Source organism: Campylobacter coli (genome assembly GCA_039516895.1).
Taxonomy (GTDB): Bacteria; Campylobacterota; Campylobacteria; order Campylobacterales; family Campylobacteraceae; genus Campylobacter_D; species Campylobacter_D coli_B.
The window spans coordinates 1,682,613-1,702,000 of the sequence record CP154437.1; the positions used below are offsets into that span (position 1 = coordinate 1,682,613).

Sequence of the window (19,388 nt, forward strand, 5' to 3'; positions counted from 1 at the left end):
AAATTAACCTTTCAGTTTATCTGCTTTTGCAATAGCTTCGTCGATATTACCCACCATATAGAAAGCATTTTCTGGCAAGTGATCGTATTTACCTTCCAAAATTCCCTTAAAGCCGGCAATAGTTTCCTCAAGAGAAATATATTTTCCAGGGCTACCTGTAAATACTTCTGCAACGAAGAATGGTTGTGATAAGAATTTCTCTATTTTTCTTGCTCTTTCAACGATCAATTTATCTTCTTCACTTAATTCATCCATACCTAAAATTGCAATGATATCTTGCAAATCTTTATATTTTTGAAGTACAGATTGAACACCGCGTGCAACTTTATAGTGCTCTTCACCGATGATATTTGGATCAAGCATTCTTGAAGTTGAATCAAGTGGATCAACTGCAGGATAAATACCCTTTTCAGCAATAGATCTATTTAAAACCGTTGTTGCATCTAAGTGAGCAAAAACAGTTGCAGGAGCTGGGTCTGTTAAGTCATCTGCTGGAACATAAACCGCTTGAACTGAAGTAATTGAACCTTTTTTAGTCGAAGTAATTCTTTCTTGGAATTTACCCATTTCACTTGCCAAAGTCGGTTGATAACCCACAGCTGAAGGAATTCTTCCTAAAAGCGCAGACATTTCAGAGCCTGATTGTGAAAATCTAAAGATATTATCGATAAACATCAAAACATCAAGACCCATTTCATCTCTAAAATACTCAGCCATAGTAAGACCTGTTAAAGCAATACGGTTTCTTGCCCCTGGTGGTTCATTCATTTGTCCATAACATAAGGCAACTTTATCCAAAACATTACTTTCTTTCATCTCATTATAAAGATCATTCCCCTCACGAGTTCTCTCACCAACACCCGCAAATACCGAATAACCGCTATGTTTAAACGCAACATTGTGAATAAGCTCCATAATAATAACCGTTTTACCAACGCCAGCACCACCAAAAAGTCCTACTTTACCACCTTTTGCATAAGGAGCAAGCAAATCCACAACCTTAATACCTGTTTCAAAAATTTCACTTTTTGTACTTTGATCTTCAAATGCAGGTGGATCTCTATGAATTGCCCATTTTTTATCAAAAGCAACCTCTTCGCCCTCGTCGATCAAATCTCCTGTAACATTAAAAATTCTTCCTAAAACTTTTTCACCCACAGGAACACTAATAGGAGTGCCCAAAGCTTCTGCTTTAAGTCCTCTTACTAAGCCATCTGTCATATCCATAGCAATAGTTCTAACTCTATTATCGCCCAAGTGTGCTGCTACTTCTAAAACAAGTTTTTGTTTTTTGCCTTCACTTTCAAAATTTACAACAATGGCTTCATTAATTTGAGGCAAATAGTCGTTAAAATCTACATCAACAACTGGACCTAATACTTGTGAAATAAATCCTTGCATTATTTATACTCTCCTTAAAAATTTACTATTTCATTGACTCAACACCACTGATAATTTCGATAAGTTCAGTAGTGATAGATTCTTGTCTTGCTTTATTGTAAGCTAAATTAAGCTGTTTAACTCTAGCTTTTGCGTTATTGGTGGCATTGTCCATAGCCTGCATTCTTGCACTATGTTCTGCAGCCAAGGAATCAATTAATGCATAATACATATTGTATTCAAAATATGTTTTCATCAAATCTCCCAAAAGATCTGTATCTTCAGGTTCAAGTTCTAAAAGTGAATTTGAGTTTCCTTCGATTTGTTTTGGCTCTACTGGGATTAGATGAGAAATTTTTAACTCTTGCGTGATCATATTTTTATATCCATTATGCACTAAAACAACTTCATCTGTTATTCCATTTAAATAATCATCTACAGCAGCTTGAATAACAGAGCAAGCTTTATCATAATCAGGACTTGAGCTTAAGCCAAGATATTTTTCCAAAAGCTCTATTTTTTGAAAATTAAAATACTCAATTCCTGTTTTTCCAATAGCTCTTAAACGAACATTGATATTTTTTTCTTCATATTCCTTTAAAAGTTCGCTTACAGCCTTTAAGGTCTTGATATTAAAACCACCACAAAGCCCTTTATCTGCTGTTATGAAGATTAGATCTACATTTTTGATTTGATTTTTCTTATGAAATAAAACAAATCTTGAATCCTCTTCATTATGAACAATCTTATTGACTTGAAATGAAATTTCACTTAAAATCTCATCAATTTTTTGCGCATAAACCCTAGATCTTTTTGCTGCTTCTTCTGCCTTTTTTAATTTGGCAGTAGAAACAAGCTTCATTGCATTGGTTGTTTTTTGCGTATTGTGGACGCTTTTTATTTTTCTTTTAATTTCTTTTAAATTAGACATAAAAGAACCTTATAAATGATTTGCTTTAAACTCGTTTATTGCTTTAGCTAATTTCTCTTCTAGCTCTGCATCTAAAGCTTTTTTCGAACGAATTTGTTCAAAAAGATCTGGATATTTTGCTTCTATAAATGGATAAATTCCATCTTCAAATTCTCTGATTTTTGAAACAGCAACATCATCCAAATAACCCTTTGTTCCTGCAAAAATTAAAACTACTTGTTTTTCAACACTAAGTGGAGAATAAGGAGGTTGTTTTAACAATTCAACCATTCTTTGTCCGCGCTCTAGTTGTTTTCTACTTGCTTCATCTAAATCACTTGCAAATTGAGCAAAAGCTTGAAGTTCTCTATATTGTGCAAGATCAAGTCTTAAAGTTCCTGAAACTTGTTTAGTTGCTTTAATTTGAGCCGCACCACCCACACGAGAAACAGATAGACCCACATTGATAGCTGGACGAATTCCTGAGTTAAATAAATCAGTTTCTAAGAAAATTTGTCCATCGGTAATCGAAATAACATTAGTTGGAATATAAGCTGAAACATCTCCTGCTTGAGTTTCGATAATTGGCAAAGCTGTTAAAGAACCTGCACCTAACTCATCATTTAATTTACTAGCTCTTTCTAAAAGTCTTGAGTGAAGATAGAAAACATCACCAGGATAAGCCTCGCGACCTGGAGGACGGCGTAAAATCAAAGACATTTCACGATAAGCCACAGCATGCTTACTCAAATCATCATAAACAATTAAAGCGTGTTTTGCATTATCTCTAAAAAACTCACCCATAGTTACACCTGTGTAAGGTGCTAGGTATTGAAGTGCTGCTGGATCTGAAGCACCCGCATTTACAACTATAGTATAATCCATAGCTCCATGCTCTTCAAGTCTTTTTACAACTTGAGCCACTGTACTTTGTTTTTGTCCTATAGCTACATAAATACAAACTACCCCTTGTCCTTTTTGAGAAATGATAGTATCTACAGCTACAGTGGTTTTACCTGTTTGTCTATCACCTATGATAAGCTCTCTTTGACCGCGACCAATCGGCACAAGTGCATCTATAGCTTTAATCCCTGTATGTAAAGGTTCATGTACACTTTTTCTAGCCATAATACCTTTAGCTTTTTCTTCTACAAATCTAAATTCATTGCTATTGATAACCCCTTTGGCATCAATTGGTTCACCAAGCGCATTCACCACGCGACCAATAAGAGCTTCTCCTACTGGAACTTTAAGAAGTTTTTTAAGGCGTTTTACAGAAGTACCTTCTTTTAAGCCCTCTCCTTTTCCAAGTATAACTATACCCACGCTACTTTCTTCAAGGTTTAATGCCATACCTTTATCGCCATTGTCAAATTCTACCATTTCACCGGCCATAATATTTTTAAGACCATAAACCTTAGCTACACCATCAGCTACTGAAATAATTTTTCCTGTTTCTTCGATCTCTAAATTTAAATCAAAATTTTCGATTCTTTCTTTTATGATAGAACTGATTTCATCAGCTTTAAATTTCATTACACATTCTCCTTAAATAATTTTGAGTATATATTCGCTCATCTTGTTTTGAAGAGCTTTCATTGAAAAAGAAATTTCATAACCTAATTCTTCTAGTGAAATTTTCACACCTTCATTTAAACCTGCTTTATTTTGCAATTTAATTTTGACACCAAACTTAGCACCAAGTCTACTTTCAAGCTCTTTGATACTATCTTCGCTTAATACTTCTTTAGAATAAACGGTTCCTAAAAAAATATTTTCTTTAAAAGATTTCTGTCTTTCGAGCTCTTTAGCAATTTGAGGAATGCAAGAGAGTCTTGAATTTTCTGCTAATAATTTTAAAAAATTATTAAAACTAGGACTAGCTTTTTCTATTAAAGAAATAACAAATTCTAATTTTTTTTCTTTTTGAATTTGATTTGATTCTATGATATTTTTAAATTTAGGTAGGGCAAAAGCTGAGCTTAAAATAGACAAATTATCATAAAATTCTGAAATATCTGCTCTTAAAGTTATAGCTTTTGCGTATCTTTTGGCTATTAAATCATTCATTAAGACACCTTCTTCATCATAATATCAATGATTTCATTCTGTTTTAAAGCAATATTTGAATCTTCAAAAATCTCTTTAAGAGTTAAAGACACAACTTCTTTTTCCATTTTTCTAAATTCATAGCTTTTTTGTTCTTCAAAATGTTTTTCAAGTAAAGCGAGCTCATTTTGAGTTTCTTCTTTAATTTTTTGAGCAAGCACCTCTGCTTCTTTTTTTGCTACAACTAAAGCTGCTGCTGCATTTGCTTTAGCTTCTTCAAGCTTTTTCATTGTGTCAAGTTTTTTTGCTTTACTTTCCAAAAGCTTCTTTTGAATTTCATCTAATTTTAAAGAAATTCTTAAAATTCGATTTTTATAAAAAGCTTTAAAAGGATTTGCTACAAAATAATACAATATGGCTATAAAAATTAAGAAATTTATTGTTCTTGGAACAATATCATACTCTCCGCTACCATTAGATGCACCAAAGGCACATAAAGGCAGTAAAAAAATAAAGTAAAATAGCTTTTTCATCTTTCTCCTTATTAGTGCTGTTTAATATTATTTTGCAAAGCTTGTTTAAGGTCAGGCAAATGTGCTGACAAATGGTCTTGAAGTTCTTTTTTTTGAGATATTAATTCGGTATAGAAGTTAGCCATTTTACGCTCTAGTTCTTCCTTTTTAGCTTTTATAGCTTGTTGAGCTTCCTCTTTAGCTGCATTGATGGCATTTTGTTTGATTTTATGGATTTCTTCTCTTGTGCTCACATGAATTGCTTCAACCTCATCGTTGGCTCCTAGCATTTCTTGTGAATTTTCTTTGACTTTGTTTTCGTCATTTTTTATAGAATCATTTCTTTCATCCATAAATTTCAAAAGGGGCTTATATAGCATAGTGTTTAAAATCACTATCATAGCTAAAAAAATAGCCATAGTAGCAAGCATTATGGAAGGATGCATATCTTCAAACATAGATCTCCTTTGGGATATTATAAGTCTTTTATTGTAACAAATAAAAACTAAGACTTTGTTAAATTTTGTTAAGAATTTCAGTCAGTTTTTTAATTTTATCAATATTATCTAAACGAATAATGAGTTCTTTTTTATTATTTTTACACATAAAACCGATTTTATTTAAAATTTGTTTTAAATTTTGCATAGAATTTTCAAATTCTTCATCTTCTATATTTTCTTTATTTTTAACTTTTTGAACAAGTCTTTCTGTATCTCTTACGCTAAGTTTTTGTCCCAAAATGCTATCTACAAGCACTTTTTCATCTTCTTTATCTAAACCTACTAAAACCTTAGCATGACCTTGTGAAATCTTACCGCTTGCTATAAGCTCTTGTGTTTTAGAATCTAAATTTAAAAGCCTTAAAGTATTTGTGATTTGCGTTCTGCTTTTATGAATGAGTTCGGCTAAATTTTCTTGAGTAATATTATAAACTTCTATTAAATCCTTATAAGAATTTGCAAGTTCGATAGGATTTAAATTTTCCCTTTGGATATTTTCTATGAGTGCTAATTCTCTAAGCTTACTCTCATCACTATCCGATACAAAGGCTAGTATATTTTCCTCTCCTAAAATTTGAGTAGCTCTAAGCCTTCTTTCGCCAGCTACCAAGATAAAACTATCGTTTTTTTTAAGTACAATTATGGGTTGTATTAATCCATGCTCTTTTATAGAATTTGCAAGTTCATTTAAAGCCACTTCGTCAAAAGTTTTTCTTGGTTGAAAAGGATTTGGAGTGATTTTTGAAATTTCTATAAGACTCACTTGATTTTTATCAAGACCTAATTCTCTACTATAAACCTCTCCTACATCTCCCATTAAGGTGCTTAAGCCTCTATTTTTATTAAGACCCATTGTTTTATCCTAAAATCGAATATGCTAAATTTTGATAAGCCAAAGAACCAGGAGATTTTATATCATAAAGTATGATAGGCTTTCCAAAGCTTGGGCTTTCAGCTAATTTTACATTGCGAGGTATAACGATAAAATCATCTTCATTGCCATTAATAGTAAAAAGCTGCTTTTTAAAATTCTGCTTTAAATCCTCCACAACATCTTTAGAAAGATTATTTTGTGAGCTATACATAGTCGGCAAAAATCCTCGCACTTTTAATTTAGGATTGATAGTTTTTTTAATAATTTTAATCGTATTTAAAACCATCGCCACACCTTCAAGCGCATAAAACTCACATTGTATAGGTATGATAACACTATCGCTAGCAACAAAAGCATTGATAGTGATACTTCCAAGTGCAGGCGGAGAATCGATGATGATAAAATCATACTCATCAAGCACTTCTTGAATTTGGTTTTTAAGTATCATTTTTTTTTCGTTGTTTTCACCCTTGGCAAGTTCTTGTTCGATACCTACAAGACCTATATTTGAAGGAGCTAAATGAAGTTGAGGCAATTCTGTTTTTAAAATAATATCGGAAAGTTTTTTTCTACCTATAAAAACATGGTAAATATTGTATTCATAATTGTTACGATTAAAACCCAAACCTGTTGTAGCATTTGCTTGTGGATCCACATCAATTAAAAGAACTTTTTTTTCGGCCACTGCTAAAGATGCTGCCAAATTCACAGCTGTTGTGGTTTTACCTACTCCACCTTTTTGATTTGCTATAGTAATAATCTCACTCATCTTAAACTATACACCCTTTTATCGCCTAGTAAAATTGATCCATCCTCATATAAAAAAGCATTTTCAAGTGAAAATACCTTACCTTCATAATGGACACTAAATTGTCTTGATTTTTCAAATTCTAACATATACTTGCTAAAAATATGCTTCCATAAAAATTTTTTCTCTAGTCTTTGCAAAAACTTCTCTATCAAATCTTCAAGTGAAATTTCAACATCACACAAAGCAGCATCATGAGGAGCAAATTTTAAATTTAAACCCATACCACCTACTATAAAATCTGAAATTTTTGTGCTTATTATCCCTCCTACTTTTTTATCATCTAAGTATAAATCATTGGGCCATTTAAGCCAAATTCTAGAACCTTTTTCTTGTAAAATTTCCTTTAACAAATAAGCAAAATAAATACTCACAGAAGCCAAAGGCAAATCGCTGGGTAAATCGCTTTCTTTGATGCAAAAAGAAAGATGCAAATTTCCACTAGAGCTTTGCCATAAATTTTCTCTACTGCCTACACCTTTTGTTTGATTTAAGGCATAAAGGGCAAAATTTTCATTGATTTTACCACTTCGAATTTGTTCGCATAAAAAAAGATGGGTAGAATCAATACTTTCAACACAAGCTATCTGCACTTTTAAGCCTTTTTCCATTTAAATAAGTCCTACCATCAAGAGCCTTTTTTCCGCTTTCTTGAAGCTTTTTAATGCGTAAAATTCCTTGTTTGCAAGCAAGCAAAAAGCTTTCTTTTTCGAGTTCTAAAATTTCACCCATTTTAGCATTTTGCTTCAACTCATCTACAAGCTCAAGTTCTATAAATTTCAAACCATTTTCTAAAAAAATTCCAGGCCAAGGTGTAAAAGCTAGATATTTTTGATAAATTTCTCTTGCATTATCTAAACTCACAAGCCCATCTTCTTTTTTAATTTTTTTACAATGTGTAGCCAAGCTTTCATCTTGTTTTTTTGGAAGGAGTTTTTCGTAATTTAAAAGAGTCGAAAGGATAAGTTTTGCTGCTAAGCTTGCTAAAATTTCAAAAACTTCATTTACATTTTTATCTCTTATATCGCACTCCACACTCTCAAGCACAGCTCCTGTATCCAACCCTTCTTCCATAAGCATTGTGCAAACTCCGCTTTTTTCATCGGCATTTAAAATCGCGCTTTGAATCGGACTAGCGCCTCGGTATTTAGGCAAAAGCGAAGCGTGTAGATTGATACAAGGAGCTATATCTAAAATAGCCTTAGGTAAAATTTTTCCATAAGCAGCAACTACTATAAAATCGGGCTTTAAAGCACGAATTTGCTCTATAACACTCTCATCTTTTAAAGAATTTGGAGTAAAAATAGGAACTTGTGGAGCTTTTTGAAGCAAAAATGCTTTAGTATCGCTTGGTGTTAAAATCTGCTTTCTACCCACAGCTTTATCAGGCTGAGTAAAAAGCGCTAAAAGCTCAAAATTTTCATCTTCTAAAAGAGCTTTTAAAATACAAGTTGCATAGCTTGGTGTGCCCATAAAAATAATTTTTTTCATCATTTCGCTTTGTGTAAAATTCAAGGTTTTGATTATAGCAAATTTGAATTTAAAGCTAACTCAATCCAGTCTAAAATGGAGCATCTTTATAAAAATTTGTAAGGTTTGGAAATTGCCGAATTTTTTAAGGGAATTTAGGCCTTAAGATCTGTTTTAAAGAAATTTTGTGTAAATTCTTTTTGCAAATCTTGTTTTTGATGATCTTGGTAATTGTGTGTGATTCTTTGCTGATTCTTAAGTTTTAAAAGTTTTTCTTTTGTAATATTGGGATTGTTTTGTATCAAAGCTCTAAATTCAGGAAATTCATTAAGCAATTGCTCTTTTTCATTTTCTAAATCATTGCCTGGTAAAATTCTTGGTTCTTCAATCACTATATTTAAAAAACCAGAAGCAGAAGTTCCACTCGTCGCTCTAAAAGGATTATCATAATAAGCCTTAACCTCATTTAATGTTTTGCCTGCATACGAATGCCAAATTTCGCTTGTAGGATCAACAACTAAATGAATTTTTTTGGCTTTATCGCTATCATCTAAAATATCATTTAAAGCATCTATAGCCCAATTCGTATAGCCTTGCATATCTGTACCGCCTTTAGCAGAATACTCAAGCCTCGTAATAATCCCATCAAAATTTCTATCACTTTTTATACTTTCATCCATAAGTGCTTCTATACTTAAGCTTTTATCGCTAATTGTATTTTCAACATAGCCTGTTGTACTTTGAGCCATTCTTAAAACAACTGCCCCAAAATTCTTACTTAAATCTTGATTTTTTGCAACATCTTCTACTGAATTTTTTAAAGATAAATACTCGTTATTTTCTATTCTGCCGTTTTTATCCCTATCGGCATTTAAAAAATTTCTATTTATCATAATATCTTTATACCAGCCTTCTACAAAAGCGGCTGCTTTTCCGCTTAAGCCTATATTTCCATTAGAAAGTTTTAAAAAATCATTTGCGCTAAAATGATTTGTCAAAAGCTCGATGCTTTCATTGCTTAAATTCAAAGAAATTTCTTTATCATCACTAAAAAAATACACGGAATTTTTTGTATTATTATCGGTATTAAAATCCGCGACATTTCTTTTTATATTTTCACTTTTAGAAGCTGAAAATACAGCTTCATTTTTAGTAGAATAAAAAGTATCTACAGCATTTACTAAAATAGACATTAATAATACTCCACACAAACAAGCTCGCCATTTACTCTAACATTAAGTAAAGCCCAACAAGCATACTCATCATTAGGCACTAAATTAGGATTGCAACTACCTGGATTAATTAAATTTTGCAAAGAGCAAGCATAAGGATCGTATGCAAAAGCACTGAGCGCAAAAGCAACAACTAAAAGAAAAATTCTTGCTAATTTTTTCATTATTTCTCCTTAGTATTATGAATTATGCACATAATTTATTTTACTCTTCAAAACTTAAGGAAAAATAAAAATTTATAATCACTCAAATAAAGTTCCGCCTATTTGTTTATTTTCTAGCAAAAATGCCTTTGCAACACTTAAATCAAAACCACTTGCTAAAAACATTTTTTTATCATTTTCCAATAAAAATTTAGCTGCTTTTAGCTTAGTAACTATACCGCCTGTTCCGTGTTCGCTTCCTGTTTTAACACTTACATTAAGCCATTCTTCTTTGATAAATTCAACTTTTTCCAAACGCTTTGCATCACTAAATTCACTAGGATTTTTGTCATAAAAACCATCAATATCACTCAAAATCACAAGCAAATCAGCTTCAAAAAAATGCGTCGCATAAGCACTTAAGCTATCGTTATCCCCAAAAACAATCTCTTCAATAGCCGTGGCATCATTTTCATTGATAATAGGCAAAATTCCTAAATCAATCATCGCATCAATAGCATTTTTAGCATGCTTAGTCGCCTTTCTTGAATCAAAATCTTTTCCTGTAAGCAAAATTTGCCCACCCATTTTGCCAAATTTGGCTAAAAATTCATTATAAACACTGATTAAAAAAGGTTGCCCTATCGCAGCTAAAACTTGTTTATTAATTAAATTTTTTCTATCTATATGAAGCTTGGTACATCCAGCTGAAATAGCAGCTGAAGTAACTAAAATAACTTCATATTTTTGCATTAATTTGGCCAAAAAAGCCACCAAATTCTCAAAGCGCTTTAAATTTAAAAGATTCTCATCGCTGATCACATGAGAGCCTACTTTTACGACTATTCTTTGCATACTTTTCTCTTTAATTTTATATGGTATTGAAATTTTTAAATCAAAAATTCATTTTATAAACTTAAAAAATTTTATCAAATTTTTTAATAAAAATGATTAATTTTCCAAAAATTGAAATAAAATTTAAAATAAAATGAAATTTTTTATTTTGTAAAGAAAAAGACGATTGCACTAATTTAAGGGAGATATAATTTTAAATTGTGGTGCGGATGAAAGGACTTGAACCTTCACGCATTGCTGCACCAGATCCTAAGTCTGGCGTGTCTGCCAATTTCACCACATCCGCTAGTATGGTACGCTCAAGAGGATTCGAACCTCTGACCTACGGCTTAGAAGGCCGTTGCTCTATCCAGCTGAGCTATGAACGCATATAAAAATTTGGTGGTGCGCCCGATAGGAATTGAACCCATAACCTACAGATCCGAAGTCTGTTGCTCTATCCAGTTGAGCTACGAACGCTTAGTGGGGTGAGTGATGGGAATTGAACCCACGACCCTCAGGACCACAATCTGATGCTCTAACCGACTGAGCTACACTCACCATTTTGTATAAATTTATAAAAAATGGTCGGGGTGAAAGGATTCGAACCTTCGGCCCCTTGGTCCCAAACCAAGTGCGCTAACCAGACTGCGCTACACCCCGAAAAAAGTAGGTATTATATCAGAAAAAGAAAACAAAGTCAAGAATTTTAATCTCTTATATGTAAAAAAACTGGAAAACGCGGTAAAGAATTTTTAGTCAGTCCATTGAATTTATAAGTGACAATAGAGCCTATTTTAGGTGGATTTTCTCTATCTTTATCTTTTAAACCACTACCTATTCTAATTACCCTATCATTTGGCATTTGACAAAGCAAGGCACCAATTTTACCTTGGAATTTGCCCTTGCCTTCGGTATAACCTATGACTTTACATTCAGCATCTTCATAGGGTTTTAACTTAAAAGCATTTTTACTTCTACCTTTTTCATAAGGAGCAAGATCCTTGCGTATGACTACACCTTCACCCTTATTCAAGATAATATCTTTATAAAATTCTTTCAAATGCTCTTGATCTTTTATAGGAATTTGCTTTATGATTTTTATATAAGGATTGGGATTTTGTTGCAAATACTGCTCTAAAACCTTAAGACGGTTGCTTAAAGTGCAAGAAGTAAGTTTAAATTCTTCACAAGCATTGGGCACATCAAAAACATTATATGTGACACTTCTCCAAAGACTTGAGTCTAAGTTATCGCTACGAATTAAAGCTGACACCTCATCAAATTTATCCCTAGCTATCCAAAGCTCTCCATCAAGTTTAAAGCTAGGAAAATTATAAGTGAAATAAGAAGGAGTATGGATTGGATTATCTTGACGAGTTTTAAATTTTCCTGCTTCCCAAATTCCTCTGATTCCATCAAGCTTTTCACTCATCAAATAACCATTAAAATTCTTATTTTGAATTTCTTGTTCGCTTATCTTGCTTAAAAGCAAAATATCACTAGCAAAAGCAAAGCAGGCACACCAAAGAAAAATAAAAATTCTCATCACAATAGATTGATCATATATCCTGTGGCATCTTTTTGGATATTGTAATTATAATTTCCATCCAAATATATCACAAGCCTATAATATCCCTTATGAGAGCCAAAATCTATGCGCTTAAAAAGAGAATTGCTAATGCGTATATTTTTAGTAGGATTTACTAGATCTGATTTAAAATCTACCACAATTTTACTAGGATTACCTATGGAAAAATCGCTAATAAGCTCATCATTGGTATTGAGTTTAATTTTATTTTTATACACCGCATAGGATATAAAATCATAGATTTTATCAACCTGTAATGGTATTTCTATACTTGCTGTATTGTTGGATTCTTTTTTGGAATCATTACGCTCAGGTATGGTTACTGAAACATCAAAAACCTTTGAAGGATCTGGACTTTTAGAACGCACAAGGGTATAAGTATCATGCCAATCTATGCTTTTGTTAATGTCAATATTTAAGACCTCTTCGCTTCCATCAAGATTGATATAATTAAAACTTACGCTTTTTAAAACTCTTGCATTAGAATTAAATTTAATATCCTCTTTTTGAAAATCAGGCGGCACAATCATACTCATGTTTTGCTCTGATTTGAAAGGATTTTCCTCAGCATTTAATAAAGAAATAAAAATTAAAAATATTCCTAAAATTTTAGTTTTCATTGGGGTATAATCCTTGTAATTCAAAATAATCTTTTTGTGCTTTGGCATTTTGCTCTTTGAGAAAAGATATTTTTTTATTTAATTCTTCTTTGGTTGCTTCAAGCGAAAGAAGGGTATCTAAAGAATACTGCCCAAAAAGCATATTTCCAAAATAAATAGCTCCTACAATGACGAGAAAAGCCCAAAAAACCATCTTTATAAGATGGGCATAAAAGCTCTTTTTCTTGGTGCTTTCGTCATATTCTTTGAGTAAATCACTCAGAGTTTTTCTCCTAAAAATTCGTCACTTTCAAGCTCGATTTCAAGCAAGCGGTTATATTTTGCAGTTCTTTCACCTCTTGCTAAAGCTCCTGTTTTGATTTGCCCTGTGTTTAAAGCTACAGCAAAATCTGCTATAAAAGCATCTTCACTCTCACCGCTTCTGTGACTCATCACACATTTATAATTGTTTCTTTGTGCTAAACGAACAGTTCTCATAGTTTGAGTAATAGTTCCAATTTGATTTGGCTTGATAAGCACAGCATTTGCCATTTTTTTAATGATACCTTCTCTTAAGATATCTTCATTTGTTACAAATAAATCATCGCCTACAAGCTGAATTTTATTGCCTAATTTTTCAGTAAGTTTGATCCAGCCCTCAAAATCATTTTCAGCCAAACCATCTTCAATGCTGCAAATTGGATATTTTGCACAAAGCTCTACATAGCGTTCAATCAAATCTTCACTTGAAAAAGCTTTGCCCTCCATGTGGTATTTGCCTTCTTTAAAAAATTCAGTGCTTGCTACATCAAGAGCGATTTTAACACGATTTTCATAACCTGCTTTTTTAATACAAGTCATTAAAAGATCAATAGGCTCTGTATTGTTAGCTAAATTTGGAGCAAAACCTCCTTCATCACCTAAAGCTGTAGAATGTCCTAAATTTACAAGCTCTTTTTTCAAGATCGCATAAATTTCACAAACTGAACGCAAAGCTTCTTTAAAGCTTGTGAAACCAAAAGGCATGATCATAAATTCTTGAAAGTCTATATTATTGCTTGCATGAGCACCACCATTGATAATATTACACATTGGTACAGGCAAAATACTTGCATTTGCACCCCCTAAATAACGATATAAAGGCACTCCTAAAGCATTTGCTGCTGCACGCGCTGTTGCCATAGATACTCCCAAAGTCGCATTTGCACCTAATTTTGAGTAATTGTTTGTACCATCAAGCTCGCGTAAAGTATCATCAAGCTGAGCTTGATTTAAAGCATCTAGTCCTAAAATTTCATCAGCTATAGTTTCATTTACATTAGAAACTGCTTTTAAAACACCTTTTCCACCAAATCTTTCATCGTTATCACGAAGTTCTAAAGCCTCCTTAGAACCTGTACTTGCACCACTTGGAACAATAGCTGCACCCATGCTTCCATCACTAAGTACAACTTCTGCTTTTACGGTTGGATTTCCTCTACTATCAAGCACTTCATATGCTCTAACATCTTCAATTACTAACATTATTCTTCTCCTTCTTCATCTTCACTACCGCTAATCATACCCTCTATACCCATAGAATTTTGAATTTCTTTGGTAATTTCATCGGCTATTTCTGGATTTTCTTTTAAGAAAGCTTTTGAATTTTCTCTACCTTGACCCAGTTTTTTATCTTTGTAAGAAAACCAAGCACCGCTTTTATCTACTATATCAAGTTTTACACCATAATCGATCAATTCACCCTCACGGCTTAAACCTTCTCCAAACATTACATCAAATTCAGCTTGTCTAAATGGAGGTGCTACTTTATTTTTTACTACTTTAACTTTAACACGGTTACCAATAGGCTCTTCATTTTGTTTCAAAGTCGCCACTTTTCTAACATCTAAACGCACTGAAGCGTAGAATTTAAGCGCATTTCCTCCTGTTGTTGTTTCAGGAGTTCCATAACCCATAGCACCAATTTTCATACGAATTTGGTTGATAAAAATCACGGTTGTATTCATTTTATGGACAATTCCTGTAAGCTTTCTTAATGCTTGAGACATAAGCCTTGCTTGAAGCCCTACATGCTGATCTCCCATATCGCCTTCGATTTCAGCTTTTGGAGTAAGTGCTGCAACGCTATCTACAACTATCAAATCTATAGCCCCACTTCGTGCTATGGTTTCAACGATCTCTAAAGCTTGTTCACCAAAATCAGGTTGAGAAATATAAAGATTATCCGTATCTACGCCCAAATTTTTAGCATATTTTACATCCAAAGCATGCTCAGCATCGATAAAGGCACAAACCCCACCCGCTTTTTGACACTCTGCTATAATATGTAAAGTTAGCGTTGTTTTACCCGAGCTTTCAGGTCCATAAATTTCAATAATTCTTCCTTTTGGAATTCCGCCTATACCAAGCGCAAGATCAAGTCCTACAGAACCCGTTCCTATGCTATCAATCTGCTCTACTTCCTTATCTCCAAGCCTTAAAATAGTGCCCTTGCCAAAAGCTTTATCGAGCGATTTTAAGGCAGCATCAAGCGATTTTTTCTTATTATCGTCCATTATTTTCCTTAAAAATTGCAAATTTTTAGCTAGAATTTTAACAAAATAAAATTAAATAATAGTTTATTTTGATAGAATAAAAATTATTTCATTAAAAATTAGGAAAGTTATGAAAAAAACAATTACAATCGCACATTCACCCGATGCTGATGATATTTTTATGTATATGGCAATTAAACTAGGATGGATAGGGAATGATTTTGACTATAAAAATACAGCTTTAGATATACAAACTTTAAATGATTTAGCTTTAAAAAATGAATTTGATGCTACGGCAATCTCGTTTGGACTTTATCCTTTGATTGCTCAAGAATACGCTCTTTTACGCACTGCAGTAAGTTTTGGTGAGGGTTATGGACCAAAACTTATCAAAAAACAAAATACACATTTAAAAAGAAATTTTAAAGTTGCATTAAGTGGTGCAAATACTACTAATGCTCTAATTTTTCGTATGAAATATCCAGAAGCTAGAATCATTTATAAAAATTTCTTAGAGATTGAAAATGCGGTTTTAAGTGGCGAAGTAGATGCAGGGGTTTTAATCCATGAAAGCATTTTAGAATTTGACAGTAGTCTTTGTGTAGAAGCTGAAATTTGGGATATATGGCTAGAACTTGCACAAGAAAATTTACCCCTACCTTTGGGCGGAATGGCTTTGCGTCGTTCTTTGCCACTTAGTGATGCTATCAAGATAGAAAGAGATCTTACAAATGCTGTAAAAATAGCAGACTCTAATCGCCGCATTTTAGCCCCTATGCTGATGGAAAGAAATTTAATCCGCGTTGATGAGAAAAAGCTTGATACTTATTTGAATTTATATGCCAATAAAAACTCCATCTGTATGAACGAAATGCAATTTAAAGCAGTAGATGTGCTTTTTAAACTGGGATATGATTATAAATTTTATGATAAAATCATACATGCTAAGGATTATCTTATCCCGAGCGAGTATGAAGAATTTAGAAATTCTTAAAAAGGATTAAAATGGATGAAAGCACCTTGGTTGCTCTTGGAGTGCAAACCTTTAAAATCACACTTTTGCTTTCTTTGCCCATGCTTTTAGCAGGGCTTATCGCGGGGCTTATTATCAGTATTTTTCAGGCTACAACACAGATTAATGAAATGACGCTTTCTTTTGTACCTAAAATTATCTTGGTGGTAATAGTCATCATCTTTTTAATGCCTTGGATGACTACGACAATGATTGATTTTACTGAAAATATTTTAAATCAAATTCCAACTTTTATCAAATGATTATCGATTTTAAAAAATATTCATCTGTAAAGATTGGAGGCGAATTTGAGGTTGAAGTTTTGGATCAAATTCGTGAATTTGATGGCTTTTTAATAGGCGGTGCAAACAATCTCCTTGTAAGCCCTAAACCTAAAAATATAGGAATTTTAAGCGATAATTTTAATTTTATTGAAATTTTAGAGCAAAACAAAGACTTTTTACATCTTCGCATAGGTTGTAAGACAAAAGCAAGTCAAATATATCGTTTTTCCAAAGAAAATAATCTTTATGGTTTTGAATACCTTAGCAAAATTCCTGGTACACTTGGCGGACTTTTAAAAATGAATGCAGGACTTAAAGATGAGTGCATCAGTCAGAATTTAGTCAAAATTGCCACTTCAAAAGGTGAAATTTTACGCGAAAATATTGATTTTAGCTACCGCTTTTGTCCTTTAAATATGCCTTTTTTTTGGGCTGAATTTAAACTCGGTTTTGGTTTTGATAAGATAAAAGATGAGAATTTAAAAAATGCAAGAAACAATCAACCTAGCGGAGCAAGCTTTGGCTCTATCTTTAAAAATCCAAAAGGAGATTTTGCGGGAAGACTCATTGAAGCTGTAGGACTTAAGGGCTTTAGTAAAGGAGGTGCGATGTTAAGCGATAAGCATGCGAATTTTTTAATCAACAAAAAAAATGCGAGTTTTGAAGATGCTATTTTTCTTATCGAGCTTGCCAAAAAAAAGGTTTTTGAAGAATTTGGTATAAATTTAGAAGAAGAAGTGATTATCGTTTAAAAACTCAATTTATACTTCTTTTTTAATTATGTATGATTTTAGAAAAAATAGCATTTTTTAATCAAATTCACGCTACAATCAAACAATTTTTTCTTACGATAAAAGGATAATTCATGCAAATAAATATCAACCTAGAAGAAATGACTAAATGGCAAATCACTTACGAGCTTAAAAGAATTTTGTCAAGTCTTGATCCTATAACCGCGCATGAAATCGCAAAAGAATTAAGACAAGAATTTTTAAGCATAGAAGAACTACAAGATCGCATTAGGCAAATCAACGATTAAGCTTTTTTATTGCACTGTTAAATTTAATTTTCCTAACTCTTTGTTTATAACTTCAGCAAGCATATTTGGCATTTGATTTACAAGTTCTTGATAATTTATCCTAGGATCTTGTGCATGAAGTGCAAAATTTAATTTTACATTTTTTGATATGAGTATTTTGCCATTGCTTGTAGAAACAACTTTGAAGTTAATATTAGCTACTGCATTTTTGGTTATTGCGACAAAATAATTTGTGATATTTACATAAAAATCATCTAAATTTATCACCACAAGATAGTCTGTAAATTTGGCATAAATTTGACTTTTATCCTTTTCTTTTTTTAAAAAAGGAGATACATTAAGTAATTTAGAGTCTTTAGGGCTAAAGCGGGCTAAGGTTCTTGAATCTTGATAAACACCATTTGCGGCTGAATTTACAAAATTTAATTTTAAATTATCTACTAAATTCTTAGAAAAAAGAGTAGAAAACTCTTTAGCATTTATACTAAAACCATCTAAAGTATAGCCAAAATTTTGTCTAAAACTCATAACTATAGCAAAATCAACATCATTATCTTTACGAATACTTTCTTTTTTACCCACCAAGCTAGAGCTATCAAAAATTCCTTTTTGCTGATCTAAATTTTGTTTTGCAACATTTTGTTGAAGATCTATGATTTCAAAACTTTCTTGCTGTTCTAGTTTGATAATTTTTTTTTGCGAAAAATTATTTGCAAAAAGACTAGAATTTAATAAAATACCTATAAGCAAAATACAAAAAATTTTCATTTTTATCCTTTAATAATTTTAAAATTATATGCTGTTTTTATGTATATATATTTAAAAAACTTTTTTGAGAAACGCAAATAAAAGGTTCGCACTTATAATTTAAGGGAGAATACAAAATCATTTCCTTAGAAAAAGTTCCCATAAAACCACCATTTTGATTAACTAAAAAATCTCCAGCTGAAATATCCCAACTATTTAACTTTTCAAAACGCTTATAAATCCCCGCTTTACCTTCTAAAATAGCGCAAAATTTAAGCCCTGATCCTATGTTTATGGGTTCTAAGTGATATTTTTTGGCAAAATTTTCATCTTCTTTGCTAAGATGATTGACGCTTAAAAGAGCTTTGGATTGATTGTTTATAAAATCTTGCTCATTTGTATCTAAAATTTTATCATTTTTATAAACTCTAGTATTTTGATGAGCGTAAAAAATATCGCCTTTTGAAGGATTTTTTATAAGAGCTAAAACAGGACGAGCTTCATAAATCAAACTGATCATAATGCAAAATTCATCACTACCTTTTAAAAATCCACTTGTACCATCGAGCGGATCAATAAGCCAGTAACTTTGCAAATTTTTACTTTCTTCTTGATTTAACAATCCTTCTTCAGATAAAATTTTAATATCCGTTTTTCCCAATATATCATTTAAAATTTCATTTGAAGCAAGATCGGCCGATGTTAAGGGGGTTTTATCTTGCTTTTGCCAAATTTGTAGGTTTTTTCTTTCTTTTAAAATAGCCTTAGAAGCTTCGTTACTAGCATCTATGGCGGTTTTTAGTAAATTATCGAGTTTAAACATTGTAAGACTTTCAAAATATTCTTTTGAAATTATATAAGAAGTTTGTG

Annotated in this window: 23 protein-coding genes, 5 tRNA genes and 1 pseudogene; 4 read left to right on the forward strand and 25 right to left on the reverse strand. The window is 32.2% G+C overall.

Features of this window, described 5'->3' with window-relative positions:
* Nucleotides 1-3 precede the first annotated feature (3 nt).
* The 23 genes and pseudogenes from atpD to recA form a co-directional block, all read right to left on the reverse strand.
* Entirely contained in the window at nucleotides 4-1,401 is a 1,398-nt protein-coding gene (atpD, locus tag AAID94_08560; protein ID XAK23875.1) for a F0F1 ATP synthase subunit beta, read from the reverse strand.
* 25 nt (nucleotides 1,402-1,426) lie between these two features.
* Nucleotides 1,427-2,311: an ATP synthase F1 subunit gamma gene (gene atpG / locus AAID94_08565; protein XAK23876.1), complete on the reverse strand. Its 885-nt coding sequence runs from the start codon at nucleotides 2,309-2,311 to the stop codon at nucleotides 1,427-1,429.
* Between the two features lie 9 nt (nucleotides 2,312-2,320).
* Nucleotides 2,321-3,826: a F0F1 ATP synthase subunit alpha gene (gene atpA / locus AAID94_08570; protein XAK23877.1), complete on the reverse strand. Its 1,506-nt coding sequence runs from the start codon at nucleotides 3,824-3,826 to the stop codon at nucleotides 2,321-2,323.
* Between the two features lie 12 nt (nucleotides 3,827-3,838).
* The gene (locus AAID94_08575) at nucleotides 3,839-4,360 is read right to left on the reverse strand and encodes a F0F1 ATP synthase subunit delta (GenBank protein XAK23878.1); all 522 of its coding nucleotides are present in this window, start codon (nucleotides 4,358-4,360) and stop codon (nucleotides 3,839-3,841) included.
* Complete coding sequence (locus AAID94_08580) at nucleotides 4,360-4,872, reverse strand: F0F1 ATP synthase subunit B (GenBank protein XAK23879.1); 513 nt, start codon at nucleotides 4,870-4,872, stop codon at nucleotides 4,360-4,362. The genes AAID94_08575 and AAID94_08580 overlap by 1 nt, the downstream gene beginning before the upstream one ends.
* A gap of 11 nt (nucleotides 4,873-4,883) precedes the next feature.
* Nucleotides 4,884-5,309, reverse strand: a complete 426-nt coding sequence (locus AAID94_08585; protein XAK23880.1) for a FoF1 ATP synthase subunit B' — start codon at nucleotides 5,307-5,309, stop codon at nucleotides 4,884-4,886.
* 58 nt (nucleotides 5,310-5,367) lie between these two features.
* A complete protein-coding gene (locus tag AAID94_08590; protein XAK23881.1) occupies nucleotides 5,368-6,204 on the reverse strand; it encodes a ParB/RepB/Spo0J family partition protein in 837 nt (278 codons plus the stop codon).
* A gap of 4 nt (nucleotides 6,205-6,208) precedes the next feature.
* Nucleotides 6,209-6,994 carry an AAA family ATPase gene (locus tag AAID94_08595; GenBank protein ID XAK23882.1) on the reverse strand — a complete coding sequence of 262 codons (786 nt, stop codon included), beginning with the start codon at nucleotides 6,992-6,994 and terminating at the stop codon, nucleotides 6,209-6,211.
* Nucleotides 6,991-7,644 carry a biotin--[acetyl-CoA-carboxylase] ligase gene (locus tag AAID94_08600; GenBank protein XAK23883.1) on the reverse strand — a complete coding sequence of 218 codons (654 nt, stop codon included), beginning with the start codon at nucleotides 7,642-7,644 and terminating at the stop codon, nucleotides 6,991-6,993. The genes AAID94_08595 and AAID94_08600 overlap by 4 nt, the downstream gene beginning before the upstream one ends.
* The gene (gene fmt, locus AAID94_08605) at nucleotides 7,607-8,524 is read right to left on the reverse strand and encodes a methionyl-tRNA formyltransferase (protein ID XAK23884.1); all 918 of its coding nucleotides are present in this window, start codon (nucleotides 8,522-8,524) and stop codon (nucleotides 7,607-7,609) included. Before fmt ends, AAID94_08600 begins: the two co-directional genes overlap by 38 nt.
* A gap of 489 nt (nucleotides 8,525-9,013) precedes the next feature.
* Nucleotides 9,014-9,696 (reverse strand): annotated as a pseudogene (locus AAID94_08610) (hypothetical protein).
* Entirely contained in the window at nucleotides 9,696-9,899 is a 204-nt protein-coding gene (locus tag AAID94_08615) for a hypothetical protein (protein ID XAK24804.1), read from the reverse strand. The pseudogene AAID94_08610 and the gene AAID94_08615 overlap by 1 nt, the downstream one beginning before the upstream one ends.
* 78 nt (nucleotides 9,900-9,977) lie before the next feature.
* The gene (gene proB, locus AAID94_08620) at nucleotides 9,978-10,733 is read right to left on the reverse strand and encodes a glutamate 5-kinase (GenBank protein XAK23885.1); all 756 of its coding nucleotides are present in this window, start codon (nucleotides 10,731-10,733) and stop codon (nucleotides 9,978-9,980) included.
* A gap of 201 nt (nucleotides 10,734-10,934) precedes the next feature.
* A tRNA-Leu gene (locus tag AAID94_08625) sits at nucleotides 10,935-11,019 on the reverse strand.
* Nucleotides 11,020-11,024: 5 nt separating this feature from the next.
* Nucleotides 11,025-11,101 (reverse strand) — tRNA-Arg (locus tag AAID94_08630).
* A gap of 14 nt (nucleotides 11,102-11,115) precedes the next feature.
* A tRNA-Arg gene (locus AAID94_08635) sits at nucleotides 11,116-11,192 on the reverse strand.
* A gap of 4 nt (nucleotides 11,193-11,196) precedes the next feature.
* Nucleotides 11,197-11,273 (reverse strand) — tRNA-His (locus AAID94_08640).
* Between the two features lie 24 nt (nucleotides 11,274-11,297).
* Nucleotides 11,298-11,375 (reverse strand) — tRNA-Pro (locus AAID94_08645).
* 46 nt (nucleotides 11,376-11,421) lie between these two features.
* Complete coding sequence (locus AAID94_08650; GenBank protein XAK23886.1) at nucleotides 11,422-12,261, reverse strand: DNA ligase; 840 nt, start codon at nucleotides 12,259-12,261, stop codon at nucleotides 11,422-11,424.
* The gene (locus tag AAID94_08655; protein XAK23887.1) at nucleotides 12,261-12,923 is read right to left on the reverse strand and encodes an AMIN domain-containing protein; all 663 of its coding nucleotides are present in this window, start codon (nucleotides 12,921-12,923) and stop codon (nucleotides 12,261-12,263) included. Before AAID94_08655 ends, AAID94_08650 begins: the two co-directional genes overlap by 1 nt.
* Complete coding sequence (locus tag AAID94_08660; protein ID XAK23888.1) at nucleotides 12,913-13,116, reverse strand: hypothetical protein; 204 nt, start codon at nucleotides 13,114-13,116, stop codon at nucleotides 12,913-12,915. The genes AAID94_08655 and AAID94_08660 overlap by 11 nt, the downstream gene beginning before the upstream one ends.
* Nucleotides 13,117-13,181: 65 nt before the next feature.
* A complete protein-coding gene (eno, locus tag AAID94_08665) occupies nucleotides 13,182-14,426 on the reverse strand; it encodes a phosphopyruvate hydratase (protein ID XAK23889.1) in 1,245 nt (414 codons plus the stop codon).
* Complete coding sequence (gene recA / locus AAID94_08670; GenBank protein XAK23890.1) at nucleotides 14,426-15,457, reverse strand: recombinase RecA; 1,032 nt, start codon at nucleotides 15,455-15,457, stop codon at nucleotides 14,426-14,428. Before recA ends, eno begins: the two co-directional genes overlap by 1 nt.
* Before the next feature lie 109 nt (nucleotides 15,458-15,566).
* On the opposite strand from recA, the gene AAID94_08675 reads away from it, so the two are divergent.
* The 4 genes from AAID94_08675 to AAID94_08690 all read left to right on the forward strand — a co-directional run bounded on the left by AAID94_08675 (nucleotide 15,567) and on the right by AAID94_08690 (nucleotide 17,771).
* Entirely contained in the window at nucleotides 15,567-16,430 is an 864-nt protein-coding gene (locus AAID94_08675; protein ID XAK23891.1) for a menaquinone biosynthesis family protein, read from the forward strand.
* Between the two features lie 11 nt (nucleotides 16,431-16,441).
* Complete coding sequence (gene fliQ / locus AAID94_08680; GenBank protein XAK23892.1) at nucleotides 16,442-16,711, forward strand: flagellar biosynthesis protein FliQ; 270 nt, start codon at nucleotides 16,442-16,444, stop codon at nucleotides 16,709-16,711.
* A complete protein-coding gene (locus AAID94_08685) occupies nucleotides 16,708-17,484 on the forward strand; it encodes a UDP-N-acetylmuramate dehydrogenase (protein ID XAK23893.1) in 777 nt (258 codons plus the stop codon). Before fliQ ends, AAID94_08685 begins: the two co-directional genes overlap by 4 nt.
* A 113-nt stretch (nucleotides 17,485-17,597) precedes the next feature.
* Nucleotides 17,598-17,771 carry a hypothetical protein gene (locus AAID94_08690; GenBank protein XAK23894.1) on the forward strand — a complete coding sequence of 58 codons (174 nt, stop codon included), beginning with the start codon at nucleotides 17,598-17,600 and terminating at the stop codon, nucleotides 17,769-17,771.
* Between the two features lie 6 nt (nucleotides 17,772-17,777).
* On the opposite strand, the gene AAID94_08695 is transcribed toward AAID94_08690, so the two are convergent.
* Both AAID94_08695 and AAID94_08700 read right to left on the reverse strand, forming a co-directional pair.
* On the reverse strand, nucleotides 17,778-18,539 hold the full coding sequence (locus tag AAID94_08695; protein ID XAK23895.1) for a hypothetical protein: 762 nt from the start codon (nucleotides 18,537-18,539) through the stop codon (nucleotides 17,778-17,780).
* Between the two features lie 37 nt (nucleotides 18,540-18,576).
* Nucleotides 18,577-19,341 (reverse strand): 3'(2'),5'-bisphosphate nucleotidase CysQ, encoded by a 765-nt coding sequence (locus AAID94_08700; GenBank protein ID XAK23896.1) that lies wholly within the window; start codon nucleotides 19,339-19,341, stop codon nucleotides 18,577-18,579.
* Nucleotides 19,342-19,388: the final 47 nt, after the last annotated feature.

What these genes read in the sequence shown, in the direction of transcription:
- atpD (XAK23875.1), bottom strand. Translation starts at nt 1,401, where the DNA reads ATGCAAGGATTTATTTCACAAGTATTAGGTCCAGTTGTTGATGTAGAT.
- atpG (XAK23876.1), bottom strand. Translation starts at nt 2,311, where the DNA reads ATGTCTAATTTAAAAGAAATTAAAAGAAAAATAAAAAGCGTCCACAAT.
- atpA (XAK23877.1), bottom strand. Translation starts at nt 3,826, where the DNA reads ATGAAATTTAAAGCTGATGAAATCAGTTCTATCATAAAAGAAAGAATC.
- AAID94_08575 (XAK23878.1), bottom strand. Translation starts at nt 4,360, where the DNA reads ATGAATGATTTAATAGCCAAAAGATACGCAAAAGCTATAACTTTAAGA.
- AAID94_08580 (XAK23879.1), bottom strand. Translation starts at nt 4,872, where the DNA reads ATGAAAAAGCTATTTTACTTTATTTTTTTACTGCCTTTATGTGCCTTT.
- AAID94_08585 (XAK23880.1), bottom strand. Translation starts at nt 5,309, where the DNA reads ATGTTTGAAGATATGCATCCTTCCATAATGCTTGCTACTATGGCTATT.
- AAID94_08590 (XAK23881.1), bottom strand. Translation starts at nt 6,204, where the DNA reads ATGGGTCTTAATAAAAATAGAGGCTTAAGCACCTTAATGGGAGATGTA.
- AAID94_08595 (XAK23882.1), bottom strand. Translation starts at nt 6,994, where the DNA reads ATGAGTGAGATTATTACTATAGCAAATCAAAAAGGTGGAGTAGGTAAA.
- AAID94_08600 (XAK23883.1), bottom strand. Translation starts at nt 7,644, where the DNA reads ATGGAAAAAGGCTTAAAAGTGCAGATAGCTTGTGTTGAAAGTATTGAT.
- fmt (XAK23884.1), bottom strand. Translation starts at nt 8,524, where the DNA reads ATGAAAAAAATTATTTTTATGGGCACACCAAGCTATGCAACTTGTATT.
- AAID94_08615 (XAK24804.1), bottom strand. Translation starts at nt 9,899, where the DNA reads ATGAAAAAATTAGCAAGAATTTTTCTTTTAGTTGTTGCTTTTGCGCTC.
- proB (XAK23885.1), bottom strand. Translation starts at nt 10,733, where the DNA reads ATGCAAAGAATAGTCGTAAAAGTAGGCTCTCATGTGATCAGCGATGAG.
- AAID94_08650 (XAK23886.1), bottom strand. Translation starts at nt 12,261, where the DNA reads ATGAGAATTTTTATTTTTCTTTGGTGTGCCTGCTTTGCTTTTGCTAGT.
- AAID94_08655 (XAK23887.1), bottom strand. Translation starts at nt 12,923, where the DNA reads ATGAAAACTAAAATTTTAGGAATATTTTTAATTTTTATTTCTTTATTA.
- AAID94_08660 (XAK23888.1), bottom strand. Translation starts at nt 13,116, where the DNA reads ATGGTTTTTTGGGCTTTTCTCGTCATTGTAGGAGCTATTTATTTTGGA.
- eno (XAK23889.1), bottom strand. Translation starts at nt 14,426, where the DNA reads ATGTTAGTAATTGAAGATGTTAGAGCATATGAAGTGCTTGATAGTAGA.
- recA (XAK23890.1), bottom strand. Translation starts at nt 15,457, where the DNA reads ATGGACGATAATAAGAAAAAATCGCTTGATGCTGCCTTAAAATCGCTC.
- AAID94_08675 (XAK23891.1), top strand. Translation starts at nt 15,567, where the DNA reads ATGAAAAAAACAATTACAATCGCACATTCACCCGATGCTGATGATATT.
- fliQ (XAK23892.1), top strand. Translation starts at nt 16,442, where the DNA reads ATGGATGAAAGCACCTTGGTTGCTCTTGGAGTGCAAACCTTTAAAATC.
- AAID94_08685 (XAK23893.1), top strand. Translation starts at nt 16,708, where the DNA reads ATGATTATCGATTTTAAAAAATATTCATCTGTAAAGATTGGAGGCGAA.
- AAID94_08690 (XAK23894.1), top strand. Translation starts at nt 17,598, where the DNA reads ATGCAAATAAATATCAACCTAGAAGAAATGACTAAATGGCAAATCACT.
- AAID94_08695 (XAK23895.1), bottom strand. Translation starts at nt 18,539, where the DNA reads ATGAAAATTTTTTGTATTTTGCTTATAGGTATTTTATTAAATTCTAGT.
- AAID94_08700 (XAK23896.1), bottom strand. Translation starts at nt 19,341, where the DNA reads ATGTTTAAACTCGATAATTTACTAAAAACCGCCATAGATGCTAGTAAC.